Origin of the sequence: Plantactinospora solaniradicis (genome assembly GCF_042658085.1) — a bacterium.
GTDB lineage: Bacteria > Actinomycetota > Actinomycetes > Mycobacteriales > Micromonosporaceae > Plantactinospora > Plantactinospora solaniradicis.
Genome location: NZ_JBHSPR010000015.1, coordinates 1 through 23,049 on the forward strand (window position 1 = coordinate 1; position 23,049 = coordinate 23,049).

The 23,049-nt window shown below is 67.8% G+C and carries 11 protein-coding genes; 9 read left to right on the forward strand and 2 right to left on the reverse strand.

Annotated elements, in window-relative coordinates; translation table 11 throughout:
* Positions 1–741 precede the first annotated feature (741 nt).
* The 7 genes from ACFP2T_RS19570 (at position 742) to ACFP2T_RS19600 (ending at position 15,004) form a co-directional block, all read left to right on the forward strand.
* A complete protein-coding gene (locus tag ACFP2T_RS19570) occupies positions 742–921 on the forward strand; it encodes an IS3 family transposase (RefSeq protein ID WP_377423839.1) in 180 nt (59 codons plus the stop codon).
* Positions 922–1,051: 130 nt separating this feature from the next.
* Positions 1,052–3,250: a tetratricopeptide repeat protein gene (locus ACFP2T_RS19575; RefSeq protein ID WP_377423841.1), complete on the forward strand. Its 2,199-nt coding sequence runs from the start codon at positions 1,052–1,054 to the stop codon at positions 3,248–3,250.
* Between the two features lie 1,203 nt (positions 3,251–4,453).
* Entirely contained in the window at positions 4,454–6,193 is a 1,740-nt protein-coding gene (locus ACFP2T_RS19580) for a Shedu anti-phage system protein SduA domain-containing protein (protein WP_377423844.1), read from the forward strand.
* A gap of 120 nt (positions 6,194–6,313) precedes the next feature.
* Positions 6,314–11,419, forward strand: coding sequence for a hypothetical protein (locus ACFP2T_RS19585; RefSeq protein WP_377423847.1), 5,106 nt, complete (start codon positions 6,314–6,316; stop codon positions 11,417–11,419).
* 697 nt (positions 11,420–12,116) lie between these two features.
* On the forward strand, positions 12,117–13,316 hold the full coding sequence (locus tag ACFP2T_RS19590) for a recombinase family protein (protein WP_465264265.1): 1,200 nt from the start codon (positions 12,117–12,119) through the stop codon (positions 13,314–13,316).
* A 586-nt stretch (positions 13,317–13,902) separates the two neighbouring features.
* A complete protein-coding gene (locus ACFP2T_RS19595) occupies positions 13,903–14,700 on the forward strand; it encodes an EAL domain-containing protein (RefSeq protein ID WP_377423869.1) in 798 nt (265 codons plus the stop codon).
* Between the two features lie 52 nt (positions 14,701–14,752).
* Positions 14,753–15,004: an IS3 family transposase gene (locus ACFP2T_RS19600; protein WP_377423851.1), complete on the forward strand. Its 252-nt coding sequence runs from the start codon at positions 14,753–14,755 to the stop codon at positions 15,002–15,004.
* A gap of 468 nt (positions 15,005–15,472) precedes the next feature.
* Here ACFP2T_RS19600 and ACFP2T_RS19605 read toward each other — a convergent pair whose 3' ends face one another.
* Both ACFP2T_RS19605 and ACFP2T_RS19610 read right to left on the reverse strand, forming a co-directional pair.
* Positions 15,473–19,051 carry a caspase, EACC1-associated type gene (locus tag ACFP2T_RS19605; RefSeq protein WP_377423853.1) on the reverse strand — a complete coding sequence of 1,193 codons (3,579 nt, stop codon included), beginning with the start codon at positions 19,049–19,051 and terminating at the stop codon, positions 15,473–15,475.
* On the reverse strand, positions 19,051–19,428 hold the full coding sequence (locus ACFP2T_RS19610) for a hypothetical protein (protein ID WP_377423855.1): 378 nt from the start codon (positions 19,426–19,428) through the stop codon (positions 19,051–19,053). The genes ACFP2T_RS19605 and ACFP2T_RS19610 overlap by 1 nt, the downstream gene beginning before the upstream one ends.
* Before the next feature lie 667 nt (positions 19,429–20,095).
* Here ACFP2T_RS19610 and ACFP2T_RS19615 point away from each other — a divergent pair.
* Complete coding sequence (locus tag ACFP2T_RS19615; RefSeq protein ID WP_377423858.1) at positions 20,096–21,682, forward strand: DUF2397 family protein; 1,587 nt, start codon at positions 20,096–20,098, stop codon at positions 21,680–21,682.
* Complete coding sequence (locus tag ACFP2T_RS19620) at positions 21,679–22,917, forward strand: TIGR02678 family protein (RefSeq protein ID WP_377423860.1); 1,239 nt, start codon at positions 21,679–21,681, stop codon at positions 22,915–22,917. The genes ACFP2T_RS19615 and ACFP2T_RS19620 overlap by 4 nt, the downstream gene beginning before the upstream one ends.
* Positions 22,918–23,049: the final 132 nt, after the last annotated feature.

The following is a 23,049-nucleotide window of genomic DNA, read 5'->3' on the forward strand; positions in this document are numbered from 1 at the left end:
TATCAACTCCAAGATCCGACACCCGGATTACCCGTTCAAGGCTGCATGACGAGGCACTAGACCATCACCGGCAGTGTAGAAGCGGGTACCGACATCCTTGTCCGATGCGCTCGGCGTTGGGGACCGAAATGGACGAAACACCGACCCGAGCCTCCACCGCCCAGCCCGGCCGGTGGCGCCGGCTCCGCCGACCGGGCGCACTACGTGTCACGACGAAGGAACCTACTTCGAGGGCAGGCCGTACCGGGAGACGATCCACAGACACAGGTTTGCTCAGCTCAGCAATTGTCGCGAATCCTTTGGGCCCCCTGCCCATGAGTCGAGCCTGCGCGCTGACGATCTGACTCAGGTCGGTACGGGCCATCCCAAGGGGTGGTGATGGTAGTGCCGGTCGGGATGGTGCCGTGGATGACCAGCGCATGGTTGCTGAGTGAATGCTCACCCGATGCATGCTCCGCTGCTGTGGCAGCGGACTGTAGTATCAGTGCATGCGCACTCAAAGTGCGCACCAATGCGGAAAATTTGTGCCCGAGGGGTGATCGATACCGTAGCCCCACACGAAACCAGAATCGGAATTTCATAATTTCCGGATCGGCGGTGCGGGCGTAGCAGTCAAGGGCCGCAGTGGCCGCTACGGACGCATGGTTAAGTTCCCAGGCACCCACGGCCCGCCTCGGCGGTGGTCTGGTCGAGGATCGCCACGGCTGGATCAGCGAGGATGAGTCCGGACACCGTCGGGCAGTGTCCTGGCCCACGGCGCAGCCTTACCAGGTCGAACTGGCCACCGCCGAGTGGGTCGACTGGTACAACAACCAGCGGCTGTACTCAACTATCCGACACGTCCCACCCACCGAATACCGAATCGACGTTCCACGCTCAACCCCAGCCCTGCGAGGGGGTTGGAGTTGGCAGCTGAGGTAAGTATGTGGACAGTCGCGGAGAGGATTTTGTGAGTCACTGCGACCATGGCCACATGGTTCGGTACTCCGGCGCTCGACTGCGCCGTCCAGCTCGCCTGGCCGCTGCAGCGACTGTTGCCACAGTCCTGGTGATGGTGATGGTGATGTGGGGGCGGTATCTACTGGCGAATGCCCTGGCCGCGCTGAGCTGGAACGTGCTCGAGCGCGTTTCATGGATCGCTGCGGTGGTGGCAGTCGTCGTTCCTGCCGCGGTCGCAGGCCGCACAGCATTGCTGAAACGAAGAACGCGACGGCAGATGTCAGTCCGCATCGGTCGAATCCCCCCAGAGCCAGCCTGGTTTCAACAGCGGCCCGATCTGCTCGGTCAACCCGGCGCCCGGTGGCGCAGCCGGAACCCCGGGCCTACGCAGGTACTCTCGGGCCTGGGCGGGGTCGGCAAGACCCAGATTGCCGCAGCTTTTGCCCGTCAGGCCGCCGCCCGCGGTGACCTGAAGCTGCTGGTCTGGATACCCGTGTGCGGCCAAGACTCGATCATCACCGCGTACGCAGAGGCTGCAAGGGCCCTGGCACTCGTCGACGACCAGGTCCATCCGCAACAGGCGGCCGACCAACTGATGGTGTGGCTGGAGCACACTGATCAGAACTGGCTCATCGTCTGGGACAAACTCGACAACCCTGCCGACGCCGCCGATTGGTGGCCACCTGTGAGCAGGCATGGCCGGACGGTCGTCACCACCCGACGCCGCGATGCCGTGCTCGACGCGGGACGCCGTATCCTGATCACCGTCGACCTGTTCACCGCCGAGGAGTCAGTGGCGTATCTCAGGCGCGCTGTCGGCAAGCCCGTTCAACGCCAGCATGCCATAGCCCTGGCCAAGGACCTGGATCATCTTCCGCTCGCTCTGGCACAGGCTGCCGCCTTCATCCGAGACCGCGAGCTGGACTGTGTTGCCTATCGGCGCAGGCTCGGTGACGTGAGGCTCGGCCTCGCCGACGTGGTCCCGCCTGAGGACGGGCTTCCGGACAACCAGCGGACGACGCTCGCCGCGACCTGGGCGCTGTCGATCGAGGCGGCCGACAAGGCCGGTCCGCCAGGCCTGGCACATTCCATCCTCAACCTTGCCTGCCTCCTGCAACCCGAGGCGATCCCGTTGGCCTTCTTCACGAGTGGGCCCGCCATCGACTACATAACCTTGGAAGGCGAACTCGGGCAGGAAAGCGACATCCTCGACGCCCTGCACACTCTCGATCGGCTGAACCTGGTCACCTGCAATGAGCGCACTGCCCTGGTGCAGACGCATGTGCTGATCCAGCGCGCCATTCGCGATGACCTGGATGCGGACAGCCTCGACGGGCTGGCGTGGATCGCCGCGGACGCGCTGCTGGAGATCTGGCCGGAGGTCGAGCCTGATCGGCTACGCGAACAGATGTTGCGCGCCAACGCGCTCGTCCTCTTCGAGGCGGCGCGCGGCTCCCTGATCGAACCTCGCACTCACCGGCTGCACTTCCGCACTACCGACAGTCTTGTCGAAGCTGGGAACCACGGTGCTGCGACCGCCATACTGCGACAGCTTTTCGCCGAACAGACCCGCCTGATCGGCGCCGATCATGCCGATTCGCTTACCACCCGCCGACACCTTGCCAGCGCCATGGAAGAGAACGATCCACGCGAAGCTGCGGCGGCCTACGGGAGGCTGCTCGACGACTGCGTACGCATCATGGGCCCGGGACACTCTTATACACTGGTCACCCGCTGTGAAGTCGTGAAACGGGACGCCGACCACGACGATCCTCAGCACACCCTGGCCCGCTTCGAGGAACTGCTCGGCGATTGCCGTCGCATCCTCGGACCAGACGACCCAGTCACGCTCGGCGTGCAGGCATCCTTGGCCAACTGGCACGGAGAGACCGGTCACTTCGACGCGGCGAACGAGGTGTACCACGAGGTCCTCGCAGCGGAAACCCACATATTCGGCCCCGACCACCCCACCACGCTGCGCACCCGCAACAACCTTCTGTGCGTCCAGCAGGACTCCGGATCGCCCCTCGACGCATCCGTCGGCTTCCGTGAGCTTGCCGAAGAGTACACGCGGGTATTCGGCCCGGACCACCCACTCACCCTCGCCACCCGGGCCAATCTCGCCTTCGCCATCGGCGCGGCAGGTGACGTGGAAGGTGCGGCCGACGCGTGCCGGACGCTGGTCGATGACTATGCCCAGGTCTTCGGCGCCGACCACTTCGAAGTCTCGGTCATGCGCCTGGCGCTGTCGTACTGGCAGGCCCACGTCGACGCAGCTTGGCGCACCAAGGGTGTGTCACCGGAACGCTGAGACCACTGCCAGGCCGGCGGCGCCGCCCGTAACCCGGTGATGGACCTGGAGGACGCGAGATTCCAGGTGAAGTACCTGATCCGCGACCGGGACGGTAACTACCCGGCCCTGCTCGATGCGAGTCAGGCGCCGGAACGTGATGTCCCGCCTGAACCAGCAGGTCGTTGACCGTCTCCGCTGGTAGTCGCTGGGAGGTGAGCATGAGCCCGGCCAGGGCATGCGAACCGAGGGGCCTCAAAAGCTCCATGAAAGCGGGGCGGTAGCGGCGACATGGTCGTACTGGTACCCGTAGCCACGGACGGAATCCTGCTCACCGCTCGCCTTCGCTCGTCCCAACAGCCCTTCACCTACAACCCGAGCCGCAAATTAGTTAGTAGGGCCTAGCATGCGCCGGGCACCCGTTATGATGACATGCTGGCGCGACGGAACCGAGCCGACGATCACCAGCCCGCCGGACCCGAACTCATGTCTGCGATTGCGCCATGAACGGCCGAGCAAGGCCACTCTTCCCCACACTCGGGATCTCCGCATTTGCCGTTTTCGCCCCGGTCATGCCGGACGAGTAGTCCATGAACGCCTTGCCACCAGTGCCTACGGTCTCGGCTGTCGCGCCGATCGCTGGCAAGGGTGGCCGCTCGGCTCAATGCACCCCGATACAGCTCGTAACCCGGTTCGCTCTTCATCGCCACTTCCCAGACGCTACGCCCTGGGTCCGACAAGCTGGGACACGTCCTGCTTTGGCAGCTGCGCGGCGAGACGGTCCGGTTCACGCGGGCCGATTGAGCCACCCTGACCTGCTCTTACGGCTGGCGCCGGTCGGCGCCTCGGGTCGTTCAACGCTGCGCCTGCAGGTGTGCTGTAAATCGATGGAGAGCGTCGAAGGTGAGCGGGCTGAAGTCCCTCTGCGGGTCCGTCATCTGAGACATTAATGCCGCAGTTAACTTCCTGAGTGTGCCCTTCAGGCTGGAGGCCTCTGCGGAGGCATCTACCTTGTCATGCTGGTCAACAGAGTGCCCCCATCCTTGAGAAAAGCTTGGTTGGCTGCTTCTGGCCCGATCGGCAGGCCGATCCACCCTGCGGTACCGGGCCACATCTGCCCCCTCCGGAGTGTCGGAGCCTGCCGATATCGTGGCTCCTTGTCAGCGGACTGTTGCACCCGCAGCGGTGGTGACGGATCTTGGCACGGCACGGCGAGGAGATTCGGTGGCGTACTGGTTGATGGCGGCGGACAACGGGCCGAAGGCCTACGAGGTACCGCCGAAGCCGATCCCGGTCGACTGGGAGACATCCCATTGCACCAGCCGAGATGACCACCATGTAGCCGAGGTCGCAGAGGGCGACGCTGTCGCCTTGGTCCGTGTGGGCCGCCATGGCGGCGTCGTCGCGCACGGTTACACCACGGCTGTAGTTGCCGACCACAGTTCCGGTGGGGAGCGCTTTTCTCTGCGTTGCGACCCGCGAAGGATCAGCGTCCGGTTCGACGAGACCTATCTGAGCGCACCCGTCCCGCTGCGGCTGCTACCCGGCATCGCCACCAGCACGAAGGCTCGGTACGCCCGCAGCTCTCCACATCGGCCGGTGCCGCTGCTCGAGATCTCTGACGAGGCATGGCAGGCGCTGGTGCGGGCGGTTGAAAAACCTGGGCCGTACGAATGGCCGGTCGCCTGGAATCTCGAGCCGGGCGCAGTGGTCAGCCGCAGGGACGTGCACGACACTTACGGCGGCCAGCGTCAGGGCGCCATCGTGCGTTGCGGCACGACACCCAACACCTTCGTGTTCCTCGGTGCGGGCTTCAATGGTGCGCCGTTCGCCTATCGGTGGGCCGATGATGGTGCGCTGGCGTTGGTTGGAAAGCCGGAGGAGGGCACCCTCACCGCTTCCACTGGGGAGCCGGTGAGCTTCGAGAACCGGCTGGTACTGCGACACCTTCGCTCCGGAATCCCATTGCGGATTTTTCACAGCAGCGGCAGGAAGCCAGTTATCTATCTCGGCGAGGTGGTCGTTGACCAGGAGCGCCCGGTCGAAGACTGGATCGACGTCTCGGCGCCTCCGCCGCCGATACTGTCTCCACGCCGCGGCACCCAAGAACGCGCCCACGAGCAGCGGCGTTTCCGGGCACCACTGTTGCGTGTGCATCCGGTTACCGAACTCGCCCCGTTCTTGTCACCGGAACAACAGCCCCGGCGCCGGCGCCAGACGATACGGCTCGGTGTGACCCGGTCCGTCAACGACGCCGAGTCAGCCACCCAGCCGCTGGCTACCCGGTTGTCAGACACCGAAGCAATCCAGCATGCCGCCAACCGGCTACGCGCGGTGCCAGACGGCGCGGTGCCGGAGCTGACCGACGCCGCGGAACTCGCCGATCTGGTAATCCGCCGACATCGGACCGCCGGGCTGGGCGACTTGCGCCGCCTCATCCGTGACCCGGACACCCGAGAACCAGCCATCCAGCGACTGCTCGAACAGCACACCTGGGTCTTCGGCGGCGAGTACATGGGGGCCGCCGCCCGGCGAGCACTGTCGCTTAGTGACCAGCTGGACATCCCGCTCATCCGCGGCGACGGCACCCTGCACGGCGTCGAGATCAAACGGGCGAACATCCCGAAACTCGTGGTCGTCCACCGCGGTCGGCCCGTCGTCGGAGCACCCGTCCACGAGGCCGTCGTGCAGGCGATGAACTACCTGCGCGGCCTGGACGAGCAACGCCATACGCTGCTCAACGAGTACGGAGTGGACTGCCGCCGCGCCTCAATGACCGTTATCATCGGCAACCCGGCGTTCGTCCGAGAGCAGCTCACCACCGAGGAAGTCGCTGAGGCCATCCGCACCTACAACTCGCACCTAAGCCGGATCAAGGTCCTTACATATTCCGAACTCCTCAACGGCGCCCACCGATCACTGCGCCTAGCCGGAGCGCCCACCCCGGTACCTCGACGCCGGTAACGTCGCACCCGATGTTGGGTCTGCGCCAACGCTGACCGTACCCGCCGATACCAGGGTTTTGTTCCGCGCTTCCGGCGCGAGAGTGCGGCCGGGTGGGGTGTAGGCCGGTAGCCTCAGGCGATGTCGAGCGGCGAGGCGTCGGACGGGCGGTCGGTGGCGACGGCGTTCATCACGGGCGGTGGCGGCTTCAATTTCGAAGACCATGTTGGTGCGTGGCTCGCCGCTGGGATGGCCGCTGGCGAGATGCCGCTGGGCGTCGGGGTGGCGGTCCCGGTGGAGGTGCGATTCCAGGGCAGTGCGTCGGGATTCTTCCTCGACGACATGGTCGTCATCGGTGATGCGGCCCGCAGGCCGCGGTGGTCGGCGTCGGTGAAGTCCTTTGACATGCTGACCGGAGCCAGGCTGCACACGGAGTTCGTGCAGGCCGCCTGGCGTGACATCCTCGCCGACAGGTTCCGGCCCGCTGCAGACCGGGTCGGCCTGGTGTCAGGGTCAGCGGCGCAGGGTACCTGGGTCGAGCTCGGGGAGCTGATCGGCGAGGCCGCCGCCGACCAGGCTGGCATCGCCTCGCGGATCGGCGTGCCTGGCGCGTTCAACGAGGCGAAGCGCTCGCTGTGGGAGTCGGCGAAGTGCCCGACGGAGCTCGCCGAGCAGCACGGGGTCAACGTGGACTCCTCTCCCGCCCGACTGCTGGCCTCGCTCCTGCCTCTGCGTCTGGACTTCCTCACCCCTACCTCCCAGGCGATCGCGGACGCGATCCGGTGGTGCCGCGCCGCGCTCGTGCCGCAGCAGGCCGAGAGGGTCGTGGACCTGTGGACGGCGCTGCTCGAGGTGGTCGCCGACCTGCGGCCCAAAGGCGGGGCAGTCACCTGGCAGCTTCTGGCTGACCGGCTGGGCGGGCAGTTCGCGTTCCAGCTGCGCCCGGATGTCGCCCCCGACTGGCGCCTTCTCGCCACGCACACCACCAACATGACGGCCCGGGTCCGCGACCGGCTCGGCGACGACGTGGTCCTGGTCCGTGAGGACGTGACCGCCGTGCTGGCCGACGCCGGAGCGGTCAGCGTGCTGTCCGGGCCGTCGGGGTGCGGCAAGACCGTGGCGGCCAAGAGGTGGCTGGCCGCCACGGGCACGCACCGGGCGGTTTGGCTGTCGGCCGCGGACCTCGAGGCCGGCGTCGGCGCGCGACTCGGGCTGACTCGGAGCCTGGAGGAAGTCCTGACGCTTGCCCCCGGAAAGGTCCGCGTCGTCGTTGACGGCCTCGACCGGGTCTACACCGACGAGCCGTTCGCCGCGACGGCCGCCCTGGCACGCCTCGCGGCCGCCACCGGCGGCCGGATCCGGTTGTTGATCACCTCGCAGCAATCGGAGTTTCCCCGAGTGTCGGAGCACTTGGTGCAGGTCAACGGCCCGCAGGCCGCCCCGCTTGTGATGGGGGACCTGTCTGACGCCGACATCAGTCTGGTGTTGCGCGGGCATCCGGACCTGGTCGCGGTGGTCGTCGCCGGTGGGCTCCGTGGTGTCCTGCGACGCCCGAAGGTCCTCGACCTGGTGCTGCGGATGCCGGGGGCTACGGTTGCCGCTATCCGTGACGAGCCGTCGATCGCTGGCTTGTGGTGGCAGCGGCTGGCCGGCGCGGGCCCGAACGGCGCCACTCGCCAGACGTTGCTGCGGCGGATCGCCGTCGAGCAGGCCGACCATCTGCGGGCCCACACTCCCCTGGACGACCTCCCGGTCGACGCCGTTGGGCTCGTCGACCAGCTGCGCGTCGACGGGATCCTCTCCGAGGTCGACGGCCGGGTCTCCTTCGCCCACGACCTGTTCGACGACTGGACGCTGTTGCACTACCTGCGCTCCCGTGACGACGTCATCGGCGTGATCGCGGAGAGGTCGGCGCTGCCGTCGTGGCACCGAGCGATCCGCCTGCACGCCGCCGGCGTGCTCCGCGAGCACGGTGTCGACCGGTGGGAGGCCGACCGGTCTGCGCTGGACGCCGCCGACCAGCCGCTCGTGGCGGACTTGTACCTCGACGCGGTGTTCTACGCCCACGACGCCGACCGGCTTCTGGGCGAGCTGTGGTCGCGCCTCGCCGCCGACAGCGCTCTGCTGGCACGGCTGCTGCGCAGGTTCAGGTTCTCCGCGACCGTGCCGGACTCCGGTTGGATCACTGTGCTCGCCGACACGCCGGACGTGGCGGTGTACGCCGCCGCGCAGTCGCGGCTGCCGGTGTGGCCGCTGTGGCTTCCGGTCCTACGCGTCCTGGCGGCGGAGCACGAGACCGCGGTCGCCTCGGCCGCCCCGGAGGTCGCCGCGATCGCCGACCTGTGGCTGCGACGCGCCCCCGACACGTGGCCGGCCCGCGATCAGGCTGCCGTGATCGGCCTGGCGGTCGGACGGCACATCGTCGCGCACATCGACGGCGGAGGCTTCTTCGACGACACGGTCGAGCCGGTGCTGTGGCGGTGCGTAATCGCCGCCGGCGCGGTCGAACCTGACGCCGTCGCTACCTTCCTCGACACGCTGCTGCCCCCTATTGACAGCCAGCTCGACCACGGCGGCCAGGTCAGGGGCCGCCAGCGTCGCGGCCAGACGAGACTCCGTGCAGCCTTGCTGGACGTCGACACCGTGGTGCCGTTGCTGCCGGCGTCCGCGCAGATGGCCCGGGATCTGGTGCTGCGGGCTGCCATCGACTCCGACCGCCATCACCGCCATCACCGGCTGCGTGACGGCCTCGGCATCGCCAGCGCCCCGCGCTCCTTCGATCCGATTCCCGAGTGCGGGCCGTTCCGCGCGATGCTCATCAACGCCGAACCGCAGGGTGTCGACGTGGTGCTCGCCCTCGTCGAGCGCGCGACCGCCCATTGGAGACACACCCGCAACGCCCCGGTGTCAGGCGGCCAGGAACGCACGCAGGAGCGGTCGGCGTTCGAGCTGCTCATCGACGGCGCGCCCGTCGCGCTGGTCGGTGACGCCACCGTCCTGGCCTGGAGCCACGGTGGCCACCAGGTGCCGGACATCCTGGCGGCGGCGATGATGGCCCTGGAGGCCCACCTCTACCAGGCCCTCGACGACGGCCGCGACATCAACACGCTCCTCGTCCAGCTCACCGGCAGCCGATCGGTCGCGACGTGGGGGCTGCTCGCCGATATCGCCCGCCACACTCCTGCACTGCTGGAAGGCCCGCTTACGCCCCTGGTCACCAGCGCCGACCTGCTCGACGACGACCGGATGAGCGTGCAGATGCGCTCCTTCAATGTGCTCCCGCTCGTTATGGATCCCACCCGAGCGAAGCGAGCCCGCGACTGGCACACCATGGACCACCGCAAGATCCCACTCCTGGATCTGGTGCGCTTGGACGCATTCGTCACCGGCCGGCTCACCGAGCAGCTCACTACCGCCCGACAGCACTGGGCCGCCACAGACGCGCACCGGTGGCGGGTGATGCTCGCCGCGACCGACATCGCGAACTACCACGCGGTCCGCGCCACGGACGGAAAACCCTACCTCGTATACACCCCGCCGGCGGCCCTTGAGGAAGAAGCCCGCGAGATGCGGGACCATCTCGACCGCGATCGCGCCTGGATGACGTTCGCCCACACCATGCGCCGCAACATCACCGACCATGTCCGCCCCAGCGACACCGAGCTTGAGGAGCAGTGGGCCACCGTCCAGCCCCAACTCGACGCTCTCGGCCCGGACGCCGAGTCGCCGAGCTCGATCAGCGGTGTGGAGGACCTGCGGTGCGGGTACGCGGCGTGGCTGGTGCTGTGCGCCCGCGACTGGCTACGGAACCACCCCGACCGTGAGATGTGGTGCAGGGCCGTGCTACTGCGCCCCCTCACCAGCCCGACCGCCACGCGGTCCCACGCATACCCCGACAGCCCCTCCGACGATGAATGGGACGTCTTCTGCGCCGAAGCGCTCACCGCCCTGTGGGCCGAGACCCCCGACGACGTCGCCGTGCGCGCGGCCGTCGCGCGGCTGCTCTTTGTCCGTCGCATCACGGTCACCACCGTGATGCGACTCGCCGCCGCACACCCGCGCCTCGCCGACGATCTGCGCCGGCTCGAGCACCTGACGCTGCACTGCGCGCGGCTGTCGATGTTGCACTACGACATCGACCCATACTTTGAAGAAGCCGACGACCTCGACTTCGACACCGACATCGACCCCGAGGAAGCCGATGGATTCGACGTGGACCAAGAGGACTACGAGCCCGGTCACGGCCCGATCGACGGCCTCCCGGAGCTGGAGGCAGCCGCCGAGGCCGCATTCGACGCCTTCGCCGGCGGCAGCCTGCCCGCCGAGGTGCCCCGGCTGGCGGACTGGATCGCCACCACCGTCGCGACCAGATTCCCCGACGCCCACGACGACCGCTCCCGCATACTGCGCACCCTCGACCTCGGCTACCTCGTCGCCTCCCGCCCGCACTTCACGGCCCTTGCCGCTGCGGCAGATACGCTCACGCGAGCCCGGGCGGTCGAGTTCGCCGCCGACCTTGCGACGTTCCTCGCCTCCGGGCTGACCCCGACCAGGGCCGCCAATCGTTCCTTCCGCTACCCCAACGACGATGAACGTCGCGCTCTTGGGCTTCTCGCCGACGTCACGATCAGCGCCGACGCCGCACAGGCCCGTACGATCTGGGAGCCGATCCTCACCCTCGGCGCCACCGCGACTTCCTGGGTGGACAACTACCTCAGCCAGGTCTGGAAAACCGCCTGCACGAAGGACCCGTGGCCAGCAGCGTTCCCCGCCCTGGTCGCAGACATGCTGGGCTTCGCCGCCACCGCCAGCACCTGGCAGGGCCACTCCGGCACCGGCGTCCTGGCGCTCGCCGTCGCCGGCCTCGGCAAGTGGGGGCACTCGCCGGTCAGCGAGCAGCAGACAGCCGCCATCCGCGCAGCCGTGCCGGCGTGGTCGACGTGGTTCTGCGAGCACATGGGTCACGACGACTTCGCCTACGCGGCCGTCCGCTTCTTTCAAGAGCCGGCCGCAGCAGCGTTCGTCCACGACGCCGTTGGCTGGCTCGCCGACCGCGAACGATCCTCCGACCGCACCAGTGGGCGGGTGGATACTGCGGTCACCGAGTTCCTAGTCACCATCTCCACTCGCACCCCGAACCCGCTGCGCGGCTCCGGTCCCACCCCAGACAACGGACGGCAAATCCTCGCCCGCCTCCACGGTCGAGGCAACGCCGTGGCCGGCCAGCTCCTCAACAGCCTGACCTGACCGCATCCCACCACCGGCCAACCACATTGGCGTTCGTCCAGGCAATGGCGGTGGGCCTGACCCGGTTTGATGGACATCCCAGCTCAGAGGGCCTGTGTGCTCCTCGGGGAAGATGTTCATCATGGTAGGCATGGACAAAAGCGGCGCCGGCCTCGTAGGCGTGCATGCCGGAGTTCAAGGCCAAGATCGTTGAGGTGTACAGCTGCGGGGCCGGACGGTCGGTTAGGGCGCGAAGGACTTCGACGTGACCGAGACCGTGGTGCGGGACTGAGGGAAGCAGCCGACCTTGATGGCGGTGCTAGCGAGCCGACGGGCTCACCAGCAATGAGCGCGTCGACATCCTGAAACGGGGCTACGCGGAGCCCTGACAATGTAGTAGCGGCTGGTGCCGTGCCGGGGGGGTACCTCGCGTCGCCCTAAATGCGCGGCAACCCCCTCTGGGCGGGCGAGGTCAGGCCGACAATCGTGCGAGTGGCCGAGTCCTACGGGGGCGCATCGTTGTCTATCCATATCGACGGCTGCGGCTGTTAGTGAAGCCTCGACATGGGGGAGAGTTCTGATGCGGTATGCGCCGGAGTTGGACGGTCCTGACCTGCTCGGCTGGTGGCTCCGGCAGCCGGACCGGCGAGGCCGCCTGCGGGCGCGGCGCACGCCGGCACCAGAGCCCGTGGGCATACGGTTCGCCTTCTATGGGCGGATGTCGACCCGGGAGTTCCAGGATCGGCTGTCGTCGGCGCGGTGGCAGCGCGACTTCGCCGAGGAGGTGATCGACGGGCGGGGCGTGATCGTGGCCGAGTTCTTCGACGTCGGTTTTTCCCGGCAGGTGCCCTGGACACGTCGCCCGCAAGCCGCGCGGTTGCTGGCAGCCCTGGCCGATCCCGGCCGCAGGTTCGATGCGGTGGTCGTGGGCGAGTTCGAGCGGGCCTTCTACGGCAACCAGTTCCGCGACCTCGCGCCGCTGTTCAAGCTGTACGGCGTGCAGCTGTGGCTGCCCGAGCTCAACGGCCCGGTCGACACCGGCAACGAGCATCACCTGTCACTACTGGCCCTGCTCGGCGTGCACTCGAAACGGGAGGTCCAGCGCTCCCGGTTTCGGGCGAAAGCGGCCATGTGCGCCCAGGCAATCGAGCAGGGCCGTCATCTCGGCGGCCGGCCGCCGTACGGATACCGCCTCGTCGCGGCAGGACCGCACCCGTACCCGGCCCACGCCAAGTGGGGACGCGTGGCCCACCGACTGGAACCCGACCCATCCACCGCGCCGCACGTGCAGTGGATGTTCGCCCAACGCCTCACCGGGCGCAGCGTCGCCGGAATCACCCGCGCCCTCAACGACCGGCGCGTTCCATGCCCGTCCAGCGTTGACCCCGGCCGCAACCCGCACCGCAGCGGCGCGGGATGGACCCTGCGCACAGTAGCGTCGATCCTGGCCAACCCTCGCTACACCGGCCGGCAAGTCTGGAACCGGCAGCACACCGACCGCGGCCCGCTCGACGCCGCCGATGATCTTCTTGGTCAAGCGGAGGTACGCCGCTGGAACCTGATGCAACAGTGGGTCATCTCCCGGGACATCGCCCATCCGCCGCTGGTCAGCGAACACGACTTCGTCGCCGCCCAACAGGCCAACGCCCGGCCTGCACCGTTGGACGGTGCAGGCGGACGCTACCTGCTCACCGGCCTGATCCGCTGCCGGGAATGCGGCCGGATCCTCGACGCACACTGGGTCAACAAGCACGCCGCCTACCGCTGCCGCCACGGCCATCGCAAGGCGACGGCAGGTGGGATGGCCCTGCCGCGCAACGTCTACATCCACGAAGCCAGCGATCAAACAAGTTGCCCAGTGGCTCGGCATCCCGGCCGCCGACCCCAACGCCGTCGTAGCCGCGCTACTCGAACATGATGTCCACGTCGCCTGCGCCATCGGCGGAACGCTGACCATCACCGAGATCCCCACCTGGGTGGCGATATACTGATCATCCGCGATCCCGCACCAGCGCTAAGCGGCAGAACCCCCAGCGAGCCATCCTCAGTGGCCGTGAAGACCACCCGTGGGGGTTAACGTGTCCGAAACCCTCACAGTCCGCACCAATGCGCACTTCTGAGTGCGCATGCGCTGATACTACAGCTTGCTACGGGCCGCAGTCGACCTCGGGTTTGCGCCTGTTTCGGCAACACCGGCGCCGGGACTCCACGTATACAGCGATGCCTCGTGCCACAGCCGTGAGGTGGATTGTTAGCAGGCGGCGAGTCGTTCCCTTGTGGTCGGTGCTCGCCGCTGCTGTCGATTTCTTCAAGTGGCTGGTGTTGTTATGGGGTGGGTGTGGTGGCGAGTGGGTGGGGTTGGCCGGTCATTGCGGTGAGGGCGATGGCGTGGCGGTCGGCTTTGATGTAGGTGGTGCTGGAGGTTCCTCTGCTGTCGGTGTGGCCGGCGTAGGTGCGGGCGGTGCCGTAAGCCGTATTGGCGTTCGATCGCCCTGCTCGCCGAGCTGCGCGAGGCGCTGGACGTCGACGACCAGCTCGAACTGGCGCTGCAACCGATGATTGACCTCGTCGCCGGGGAGCCGACCGGGGTGGAGGCGCTGATCCGCTGGCGGCACCCGAGGCGGGGCCGGCTCACCCCGGCGGACTTCATTCGAACCGTCGAGGGCAGCGAACTGCTCGGCGCCTTCACCCGATATGTGGTGGACAAGGCGCTCGAGGTGGCCGCCGAGTGGGTCCGGCACGGTCTGGACGTACCCATCTCGATCAACCTCTCCGCGCGCAGCCTGCTCGACCCGCGACTGCCGGCCGAGGTGGCCGAGTCGCTGCGCCGGCACCAGGTGCCGGCGCACCGGCTGGTGCTGGATATCACCGAGACGGTAGTGATGAGCGAGCTGAAGGTCATCGACGAGGTGCTCTCCGCGCTGCGTACGATGGGCGTGCAACTTGCCCTGAGTGATTTCGGCACCGGCTCCTCCTCGCTGACCTTCCTGACCCGGGTCCCCGCGAACGAGCTCGAAATTGACCGGTCATTCGTGGCGAGAATGGCGGAGTCGCCGGAGGTGGCGGCGATCGTTCGGACCATTGTGGATCTCGGGTCGGGAACTGGGGCTGCGGGTGGTGGCCGAGGGGGTGGAGCCCGCCGACCAGCGGGCCGCGCTCGCCGAGCTGGGCTGTACGGCCGCCCAGGGGTACCCCACTTCTTCCGGCCGATGCCGTCGGACAAGATCGTCGCGGTACTCCGGTCGCTGCTGGACTCCGCCCAGGCCCGGATCCTGCCGCTGCGCGCCGAGGGCGCCTCTTAGTAGTGCTTTGTTAGGTTAACAACGTCCGGCAGGCAACGGGATCCTGCCCTCGGTGGATCCGTGGGTGACTCCTACGCTACGCCCTGATGGAAACATCTTCAGCACCCTGAAGATCGAATTGGTCTACCGCAACTCGTGGCATACCTGCAACGAGACGGAGAACTTGATTTTCACCTACATCGACGGCTGGGACAACCGCGAACGCATCCAGAGGGACCTCGTCTGGCTGTCGCCAGACGAATATGAGGCCGCCTGGTACGCAAAGAACGTCGATACGCCGAACCTCACCACCAACACTCGTTAGCAGGCACGAGCCTGCTAACCAGCCCTTCGCGTTATCGGGGGAATCTCAGTTCATTCCGTGGAGGACGAACAGGTCTGCGCACCAGAGACGCCCCGGCGTGGCCATCGGTCCCCACATGGCGCGCGGTGTGCCCGGAATCAACCGCCTGTGCTCACCAACGCCCCCGGGGCCAGATCCACGCCCTCCTTTGCGGCGAAGAGCAGTCGAACCTCGTTCGCCGATAGTGGTGGTGCGATCGTTGTAGCTGTCAGCCTGTACCGCGCGATCCTCTCTCGGGGTTGGCCTGCTCATACGTCGGTCCGCTGATCGATTGCCGCCTCGTGGAAATCAAGATTATTGAATCGCCATGCCTATCTCATAATCTCGGGTCGGACCTACGTCTCCCGTCGCCATGGACCCTGGATGTGATCGATGTGATGTTCGGCGACATCATCCAGCAACGGCGATCTGAAGCGGATGGGGGTGACATCAGGCCCTCTGGTCGGCATGCAGCTCGGTCACAATCTGCTCCGGCTCGGCGAGACAGCGCCACGCCGGCACTCGCCGCACTTCCGCCGCGCCCGCGATGATGTCTAGCCGGGCCAGGATCTTGCGCAGCACCCGTCCGTCCGGGTCGCCGGCCGGGTCGTCCACTACGAGGGCCAAATCCCGAACGCCGACGGTCACGGTCAGATCGACCGGGTATCCCGCCACGAGGGTGTCCCGACGTACCGTGATCCCGGCCTCGCGTAGGGCTCGGTGTAGCCGGTCCGCTGCTCCGGCTGCCGTGCCGGAGCCGTTCCCGGTTGACGTGAAATTCCCAGCCACTGCGGCGAGCAGCCCTCGTTGCCCGGACCACCATGATCGGTCCCCCACCACGACGAGCTGTGACCGGGCACGGGTGATGGCGACGTTCCAAAGATTCGTCTGCTGCACCAGCCAACCTCGCGTGTCTTCACTGATGCCCTGCGCACCGACGGGTGAGACGACCATGATGTCCCGCTCGCTGCCCTGGAACTTGTGGATGGTGGCGCACAGCAGGTTTTCGGCGAGTCCTGCGCGCTGTAGCGCCCGCTTCAGGTCCCGCTGATGGGCGGCGAGGGGCGTCACGACGCCGATCGAAGCGTCCGGGTACGTCGCGCGGAGCCGCCGTACCTCGTCGACCACGGCTTCGATCTCGGCGCCGTTGCGGCCAGAGCCAGTCGCGCCCCGACTGAACCGGCCTGCCACGTCGGCCCAGCGCATTGCGGGATCGGCTGGGGCAGCCAGCCGCGACGGGTCGGTCAGTACAGTTAGCCGGCCCTGGTAGACCTCCCGGTTCGGCGTCGCCACGATCTCGGGGTGGCACCGGTAGTGCTCGTCAAGCAGATAGGTGTCCTTCGCCGCCGTGGCGAATGCCTCGTACGCCGAGTGGCCCGCGTAGGTGAGCCGACGCGCCGTGAGCCAGCCGTGGCCCAGGCCGGCACGCGATTGCTCGGCGCGATCCTCGTCGCCGGGCAACTGGACGATCGGGGTGAGCTGCCGCGGATCGCCAATGATCAGGGCACGCTTCGCGCGGTAGAGCATCGGCAGGATCGCCGGCACCGTGCATTGGGCCGCCTCATCGATGATCACCAGGTCGTACATGGCTGGTCGGGGCGGCAGCCGACGCGCCGACATGGCGGTGATCGCCCAGCCGGGCAGCACGCGCAGGAGTTCCGGCAGGCCCGCCCAGCTCTTGCCGTCCGGTTTGGCCATCTCGTCGGCTCGGTCCTGCAGCAGCTTCGCGTCAGCTGCGACCCGCTTGGCGACTTGCGCGCGAAGCAGCGTATCGCTGCGGGCGGGCCGCTCGTCGCCTACCTGCGCCCGAAGGCGCCGCCAGGTCTCGTCTGGGTCGTCGGGTAGCGCGTCGAGCTGCCGTTGTGCATTGCGCCAGCGCAGTTCGACGACGGCTCGCTCGCTGAGCGCGGCGATCGCATCCGGGTCGGCTACGCCGTAGGACCGCAGTCGCCGCCGATACCACCAGCCGAACCACCGGCTGCCCAGCGCGCGGTCGGTCAGCTCGACCAGCTTGGCGAGTGCCGTGTCGTCGTGGGGGAGGGCAGGACCGCCGGGCACGGGCGGCACACGTTCGGCGGCGAGATCGACGAGATCGCGTTCCAGCAGCCGGCGAGCGTCGAGGGCGGCCCGCAACCGGCGGGCTTCGTCATCGATCATGCGCAGTTCATGGTGCGGCGTACGATCGTCCGGCATGGTTCGGTCGTCGGCCGATGGTGGGTACGCCTGGAGTACGTCGGCGAGGTACTTCGGCTCTTGCTGCCGGTACTCCTTGTTACCGGTGCGCAGCAGCAGCCCCGGGCCTAGCAATCCAGTGATCCGCTCGACGACCTCGTCGACTGCCCGATTGTTCGTCGAGCCGATCAGCACGCTTTGCCCGGTGGCCGTCGCGGTAGCCAGTAGCGCCGTGACGAGTTGGCTCTTACCCGTGCCAGGTGGTCCCTGGGCGACGGTTAGCGGCTGGCTCATGGCCGCTCGGATGATCTCCTCCTGGGTCTCGTTTACCGGGCTCAGCGCTGCCAGGACGATGTCTACCGGCGGCGTCCTGTCCGGGAGCGATGTGAGCACGCCCAACGCGGTCCGGGCGATCTGGTGCGGGTTCCTGGCCATGTCGCGCAGGTCGTCGACGAGCTGTCGCTCCGGCGCCTCGGTGCTGTCGGCGGCGAAGAGCAGTCCGGCGTTCTGCACCCGGTCGATCGGTGCGGGGCGAACGACACCAACGAGATGGTCGGAATCGAGGTCACCCGCTGGTGTTAGGCCGAAGGTGGTCATCAGTAAATTGACGGTTGCAGCGAGCGCTTCCCGGTCGCCGGGAACGAACCGTCTAGCGACTTCTTGTGCCAGTTGGTCGGCCTCGCCCAGAGAAAGCTGGGCGTGGTCGACCAGGGCCGGGCTGGGCCGGGGCGGCTCGGGATGCAGCGAACCGTCATCGCCGACGGTGAGGTCGCAGACGAGCAGCGGCACCAGCCGCACCCGTCGCTGACGGCCCTGATGGACGGCGACTACCGGGTAGCCGTACTGCAGCTTCTTGTCCTCGACGCGCGCCTGTTCTGCCAGCCGACGTCCGCGGTCGCGCAGCAGGACCGGCGCGGTGGCCCTGAAGATGGCTTCATGACCCGCCGGAGCCGCAATGTAGGTGTGGTTCTTCTGCGGGTCGATGAAGAACTGCAGAACGGCGGTGCGCTGCATGCAGTCGGCGTAGTAGGTAAGTAGTCGCCGCCACTGGTCGGCGTCGAACGGCGCGTTGTCGTCTCCTGTCTGCCTCTCCGCGCGATACTTCCCGTCGTCTGCTGGCGCGTCCACGTCAGGTCCGGCAACCAGCCGGATGGGCTCCGTCACGCCCTCACTCGACTCGACCGGGGTGTTGTGCTGGCGGCGCGCCATCTCGGTCAGCACATATCGGGAAAGGTCGTTCGTGGTGATCCAGCCGTCGTCGGCAGTCGGCTGCGCCGCCCCGCGTAGGCCGTCGAGCAGCGCCTCGGTGAAGACGGAGGGTCGGTCGGGACCCTGCGCCTTGGACGCCTTCATGTGATCGCTCGAGGTGAGCATGAAAGTGCCTCGCTCTCGACGGGAGCGGCGGGGTTCCTGGCGTACGCCGCCCGTAAAGCGATGGCGCGCGGTGAACGCTCCAGAGAAGCAGCAGTCGAGCAGTACTACCTTCTGTCTGGCCTTGGTGTGATTCAGGAGGTGGCGGAGCATCCCATCGACGTCAAAGGCGGTGGCGTGCAGGTTGCCGGCGACGGTGTCGGTGGCGGCGAGGAAGAGCGACTGTCGGTCGTCGTGTAGCATGCCGTGCCCGGAGTAGTAGAACAGGGCAAGGTCGTCGGTACGCCGGGTCCCGTAAAAGTCCTCGACGACCTGGCGCAACTGGGTCGCCGGCAGGTCGATGAAGGCGTCGATGCTGTCGAAGTCCCCGTCGGTACCGAGGACGACCTTGAGTTGGGCAACGTCTTGGCGGACGCCGGGCAGCGGTTGCAGGTCCCGGTCAGCTAGGCAGGTGGCGGTGCCGAGCAGCAGCGCGTGCCGGCCCATCAGCGGGACCGTTCGATCGCGTCTCGCACCATCCGGATCAGCTCGTCATTCTGGGCCTTCGTCGGGCGGTCGATGGAAAGTTCGATGTCGCCGACCTTGAGCTGGACGCGGCGGCCATTGTTGCGGTTGATGAAGCAGACAACCAGCTCAACCAGAGCCTGCGCATATCCCGAATCGGTGCCGAGCAGCACGGTCACCGTGCCGAGGACAAGCTCCGCGACGCCCTTGCTGTCCCTGTCCCTGACGCTGCTCTCGACGCGGTGCACCTCGCCGATGCCACGGAGATCGTCCGCCAGCTCCTCAGTCAGCTGGTCGAGGACGAAGTCGTCGTCCTCGGGTAGCGGCGTAAAACCCACCTGAACGAGGATCTGTGGCATCAAGCCCCCTTCATCGCGGTCGGCGAAAACATTACGAAGGGTCAATGCTCGAGATGGCATGTTTGTCGGCTTTCCGATGGACCGGCCCGCGACGCCAAGGTCCGGTTTGACAACCGGGCACCGACGAGACCCGCACCTACCCACCGACCGGGCTACTGTGGGGCGGCTGTGCGACCGGCTGCGCGACTTATGCTGGCTCTGCCGGTGTTCCATCGAGCATGCGTTCTGGCTACGACTTTCCCGACGGCACGACCGCGCCAGGTACGCCCTACCCCATCCGATCTCTGCCGTGAGGAAGTTCTCCTCGGCGCCTTTCCGATCGGCAACCGGCGCTCTGAACCGCTCTGGTCCTTGTAGAGCCGACACACAACCCAGGGCGGTTTGTCGTAGGAGATAACCGACCTGTGCGGCGACTCATGTCCAGTCGACGCGCCGGGCGATCACTGTCGGCAAGCCGACGGCGCAAGCAGCGATAGGCGCACCCGGCCGACTGATCTTGCCTGCACCAAAAGATGCTTCTTGATCCGGTCCCCCCATCGGGTGAACGGATCGAGGCAGAGTGCGTTTGTGCGATGACAAGTTGTCGCAGCGCGTCGATACCCTCGCATTCATAGCTGTGGCGGCGTGCGCCGCGGTGCCGCGCCACGGCGATGGGAGGTGCGCCGTAGTGACTCACAGGCCGAACCGCGCGAACGGTCCGGACGATGACGAAGCCCAGATGTTCGAGGTGGGGGTCACGGACTCCCGACGGGCGATGGCCTACCTGGTCGCGCCCGGCTCCGACGACTACATCCGGATCATGGCGGTGCTGGAGTCATCGGTGACCGACCTGACGCCAGCGGAGATCGCCGCGCTGGTCTCGGCGACAGGGCCGCCCATGTCCGACAGCCTGGTGCAGACGCGGCTGGACAAGTTGAAGGACTGGACCGCGGCGACCGGTCGCAGCGACCCGTCCCGCATCCGGCGGCATGCCGACATCCTGGCGCGGAACTGGCGCTGGACGGCGACTCCGGCCGGTCGTCAGGTACACCGGTTCTACACGTCGGTGCTGGCGGGTACGCCAACGATGCGGGAGATCCCGTTGCCGAGCCTGGCCCGCATCGTCGACTCGCTGGAGGACCTGGCGCCGGCGCTGAACATGCCGCGACGCGACGATGCGTTGATCGCCGAGCTGATCGGCCGGCTGTTCACCGGGCACGACGACTTGGACGCGGCGTTGGTCGGGGCCGAGGACAGCCTTGCTGGGCTGGCCGACCGGTTCGACCTCGACCGGGACGCCACCGCGGAGCTGAAGGGTCTGCTGGTCGACTACGCGACCCACGTCGCTGGGGAGCTGGAGCGCGGCGCCCACCGGGCTTTCGACGTCCTTCACCGACACCTCCGCCCCCACTTCGAAACGTTGGCCGGGATCGCGGTGGCCGAGTCGCAGGCGCGGGCGCTCATCGAGCGTGGTGCGTTAACCGCGTCCAAGGGCGGCCGGGTCGCGGACTGGGACGGGTTGACGGCCTGGTGCGATCCGCACAGCGGCCGGTCCAGCCGGTTCGCCTTGCGACTGGTCCGCGCGTTGCCGGGCATGCACGCCAACCTGCGCCGGCTGCACAGCTCGGCCGGGTACGCCACCGGGCGAGCGCGGGCGTTGCTGTTGGCCAGGGCGTGTTTGGACGAGCGGTACGGGACGGCGATCCTGCTGGCGGCCACGGGTGACCACAAGTGGCGCAAGTTGTACGGCGAGGCCGACGACACTGAGTTGACCCACAACCCGACCTGGCGGGGCGGGCCGCCGGTGGAACTGCCCGAGCTGCTGCGCTCGACGGGCCGCACCGGAGCGCGGGGCCGGGCGCCGGCCGCCCGCGACGACTCGGCCGCCCGGGCGGCCGTGCACGCTGCCCGTCAGCACCGGTTGGCCGAGCACGCCGCCGCCATCGAGGAGATCCTCGCGGCAGCTCCCGGGGAGAAGCTGTCGGCGCATGCGGCGCGGGTGGCGTTGGCGTCGTTGATGACCGCGGTCCGGGTCGGTCTCATCCCGGGCACGACGGACCGGCGTACAGGCACGCGGGATGGCCTGGCGTGCACGTTGTTCCACACCGGCGACGGTGTCGGTGTGCTGACCGCTCCGACGTGGCGGGTGCTGCTGCCGGGACGGCTGCCGGTCTTTCATCTGCCGAGGCAGTGGGTCCCCGCACCGCGTCCGACGAGCGTCGACCCACACGGTCGGGCCGTTGCCATGCTCGAACCGTTGCGGGGTGCAGCATGACGGGCGCGACGCCGGCCGGGGCGAAGGCGTGGCGGCAGCGGACGAGGCAGACTCCCGAGGCTGCGGCCGAGACCGCCGCCGTGCTTCGTCTGCTCATGGTGCGGCCCTGGCTCATCGCAGGCCGCGACGACAGTGCTATCTCGACGGTTCGTCGCAACGAGTCGGATGTCCGTGATGTGCTGGCGCGGCTCGGTTGGGTGCTGGTCATCGACCGGGACTTCGTCCGTCTGCGTAAGACTGCGCCAGTACGCCGGGACGCGTGGGCAGCTACCGGACCGAGCCCGTTGACCTGCTCGTGGTTCTTCCTGCTGGTGGCCGCAGCCGAGTCGATGCCACCGCGAGTCAGCATCGGGCAGTTGGTGTCTGCGGCCCGTACCGCCGCGGCAGAGGCCGGGATACCGGCACCCGACGACCGGCCGGAGCGGCACGCGATCCTTGCCGCGCTCAAAATGCTCGACGAGCGCGGTGTGGTGGACAGCCTGGACGGCGACATGACCGAGTTCCTGCGCAATGACGATCCGCCGGTGCTGCTGGCGATCCACCATCACCGGCTGGTCCACGTGATCGCGAACTTCGCGGTGACCGACCCGGTGGCGGACCCGGCCGGGTGGCTGGAACAGGTGGAACGCGAGACCGACCCGGCTCGGCGGATGCGTCGGCGGCTCGTCGATGACACCGCCGTCTACACCTGCGACCTGGACGTGGACGAGGCGGACTGGCTGTCGCGGCGGGTGCGTGGTGACGACGGCGGGCCGTTGGCGGAGGCGTTCGGACTGCATCTGGAGCGCCGGGCCGAGGGGGCGGCGTTCGTGGTCCCGGCCGAGGCCAACCGGTCCCGCAGCGAACTCGGCGACTGCCCGTTCCCCAGCGGCGGCACCGTCGCCCACGCCGGCCTGTTGCTGTGCGACATGGCCGAGGCGGAAGGGAACGTCGACGGCAACCGGCCCGGCTGGCGTGGCGTGCCGGAGGACCAGGTCGTCGCGTATCTGGTGGTGTGCGCGCAGCGGTACGCCGATCAGGGGTGGTCGGCAGATCACGTCGCCAACCCACCAGGCCTGGCCGCCGAGGTGGCCGCGCTGCTGGGTGGCGCCAACCTGCTGCGGGTCGTGGGCGACGTCTGGTGGTTTGCTCCGGCGGCGGGCCGGTGGGAACGACCGCCGGAACCACGGCGCGGTCGCGGCGCGGCGGCGCGGAAGGCAGTCGATCAACGAGCGGGAGACACACATGCCGGCTGATGACGCGCTCACCCTGTTCGATGACGTGGAGGACCTGGTCGAACCGGCCGGTAACGCCGAGCGGTTCACCACCCGCTGGCACCTGGTGGGTGCCGGCCTGTCCAACGTCTGGCGCTACGGCAACCTTCGCCT

Excerpts from the sequence above, each read along its gene's own strand:
- ACFP2T_RS19575 (WP_377423841.1), top strand. The coding sequence starts at position 1,052 with ATGGTGATGGTGATGTGGGGGCGGTATCTACTGGCGAATGCCCTGGCC.
- ACFP2T_RS19585 (WP_377423847.1), top strand. The coding sequence starts at position 6,314 with ATGTCGAGCGGCGAGGCGTCGGACGGGCGGTCGGTGGCGACGGCGTTC.
- ACFP2T_RS19590 (WP_465264265.1), top strand. The coding sequence starts at position 12,117 with ATGTCGACCCGGGAGTTCCAGGATCGGCTGTCGTCGGCGCGGTGGCAG.
- ACFP2T_RS19605 (WP_377423853.1), bottom strand. The coding sequence starts at position 19,051 with ATGGGCCGGCACGCGCTGCTGCTCGGCACCGCCACCTGCCTAGCTGAC.
- ACFP2T_RS19610 (WP_377423855.1), bottom strand. The coding sequence starts at position 19,428 with ATGCCACAGATCCTCGTTCAGGTGGGTTTTACGCCGCTACCCGAGGAC.
- ACFP2T_RS19620 (WP_377423860.1), top strand. The coding sequence starts at position 21,679 with ATGACGGGCGCGACGCCGGCCGGGGCGAAGGCGTGGCGGCAGCGGACG.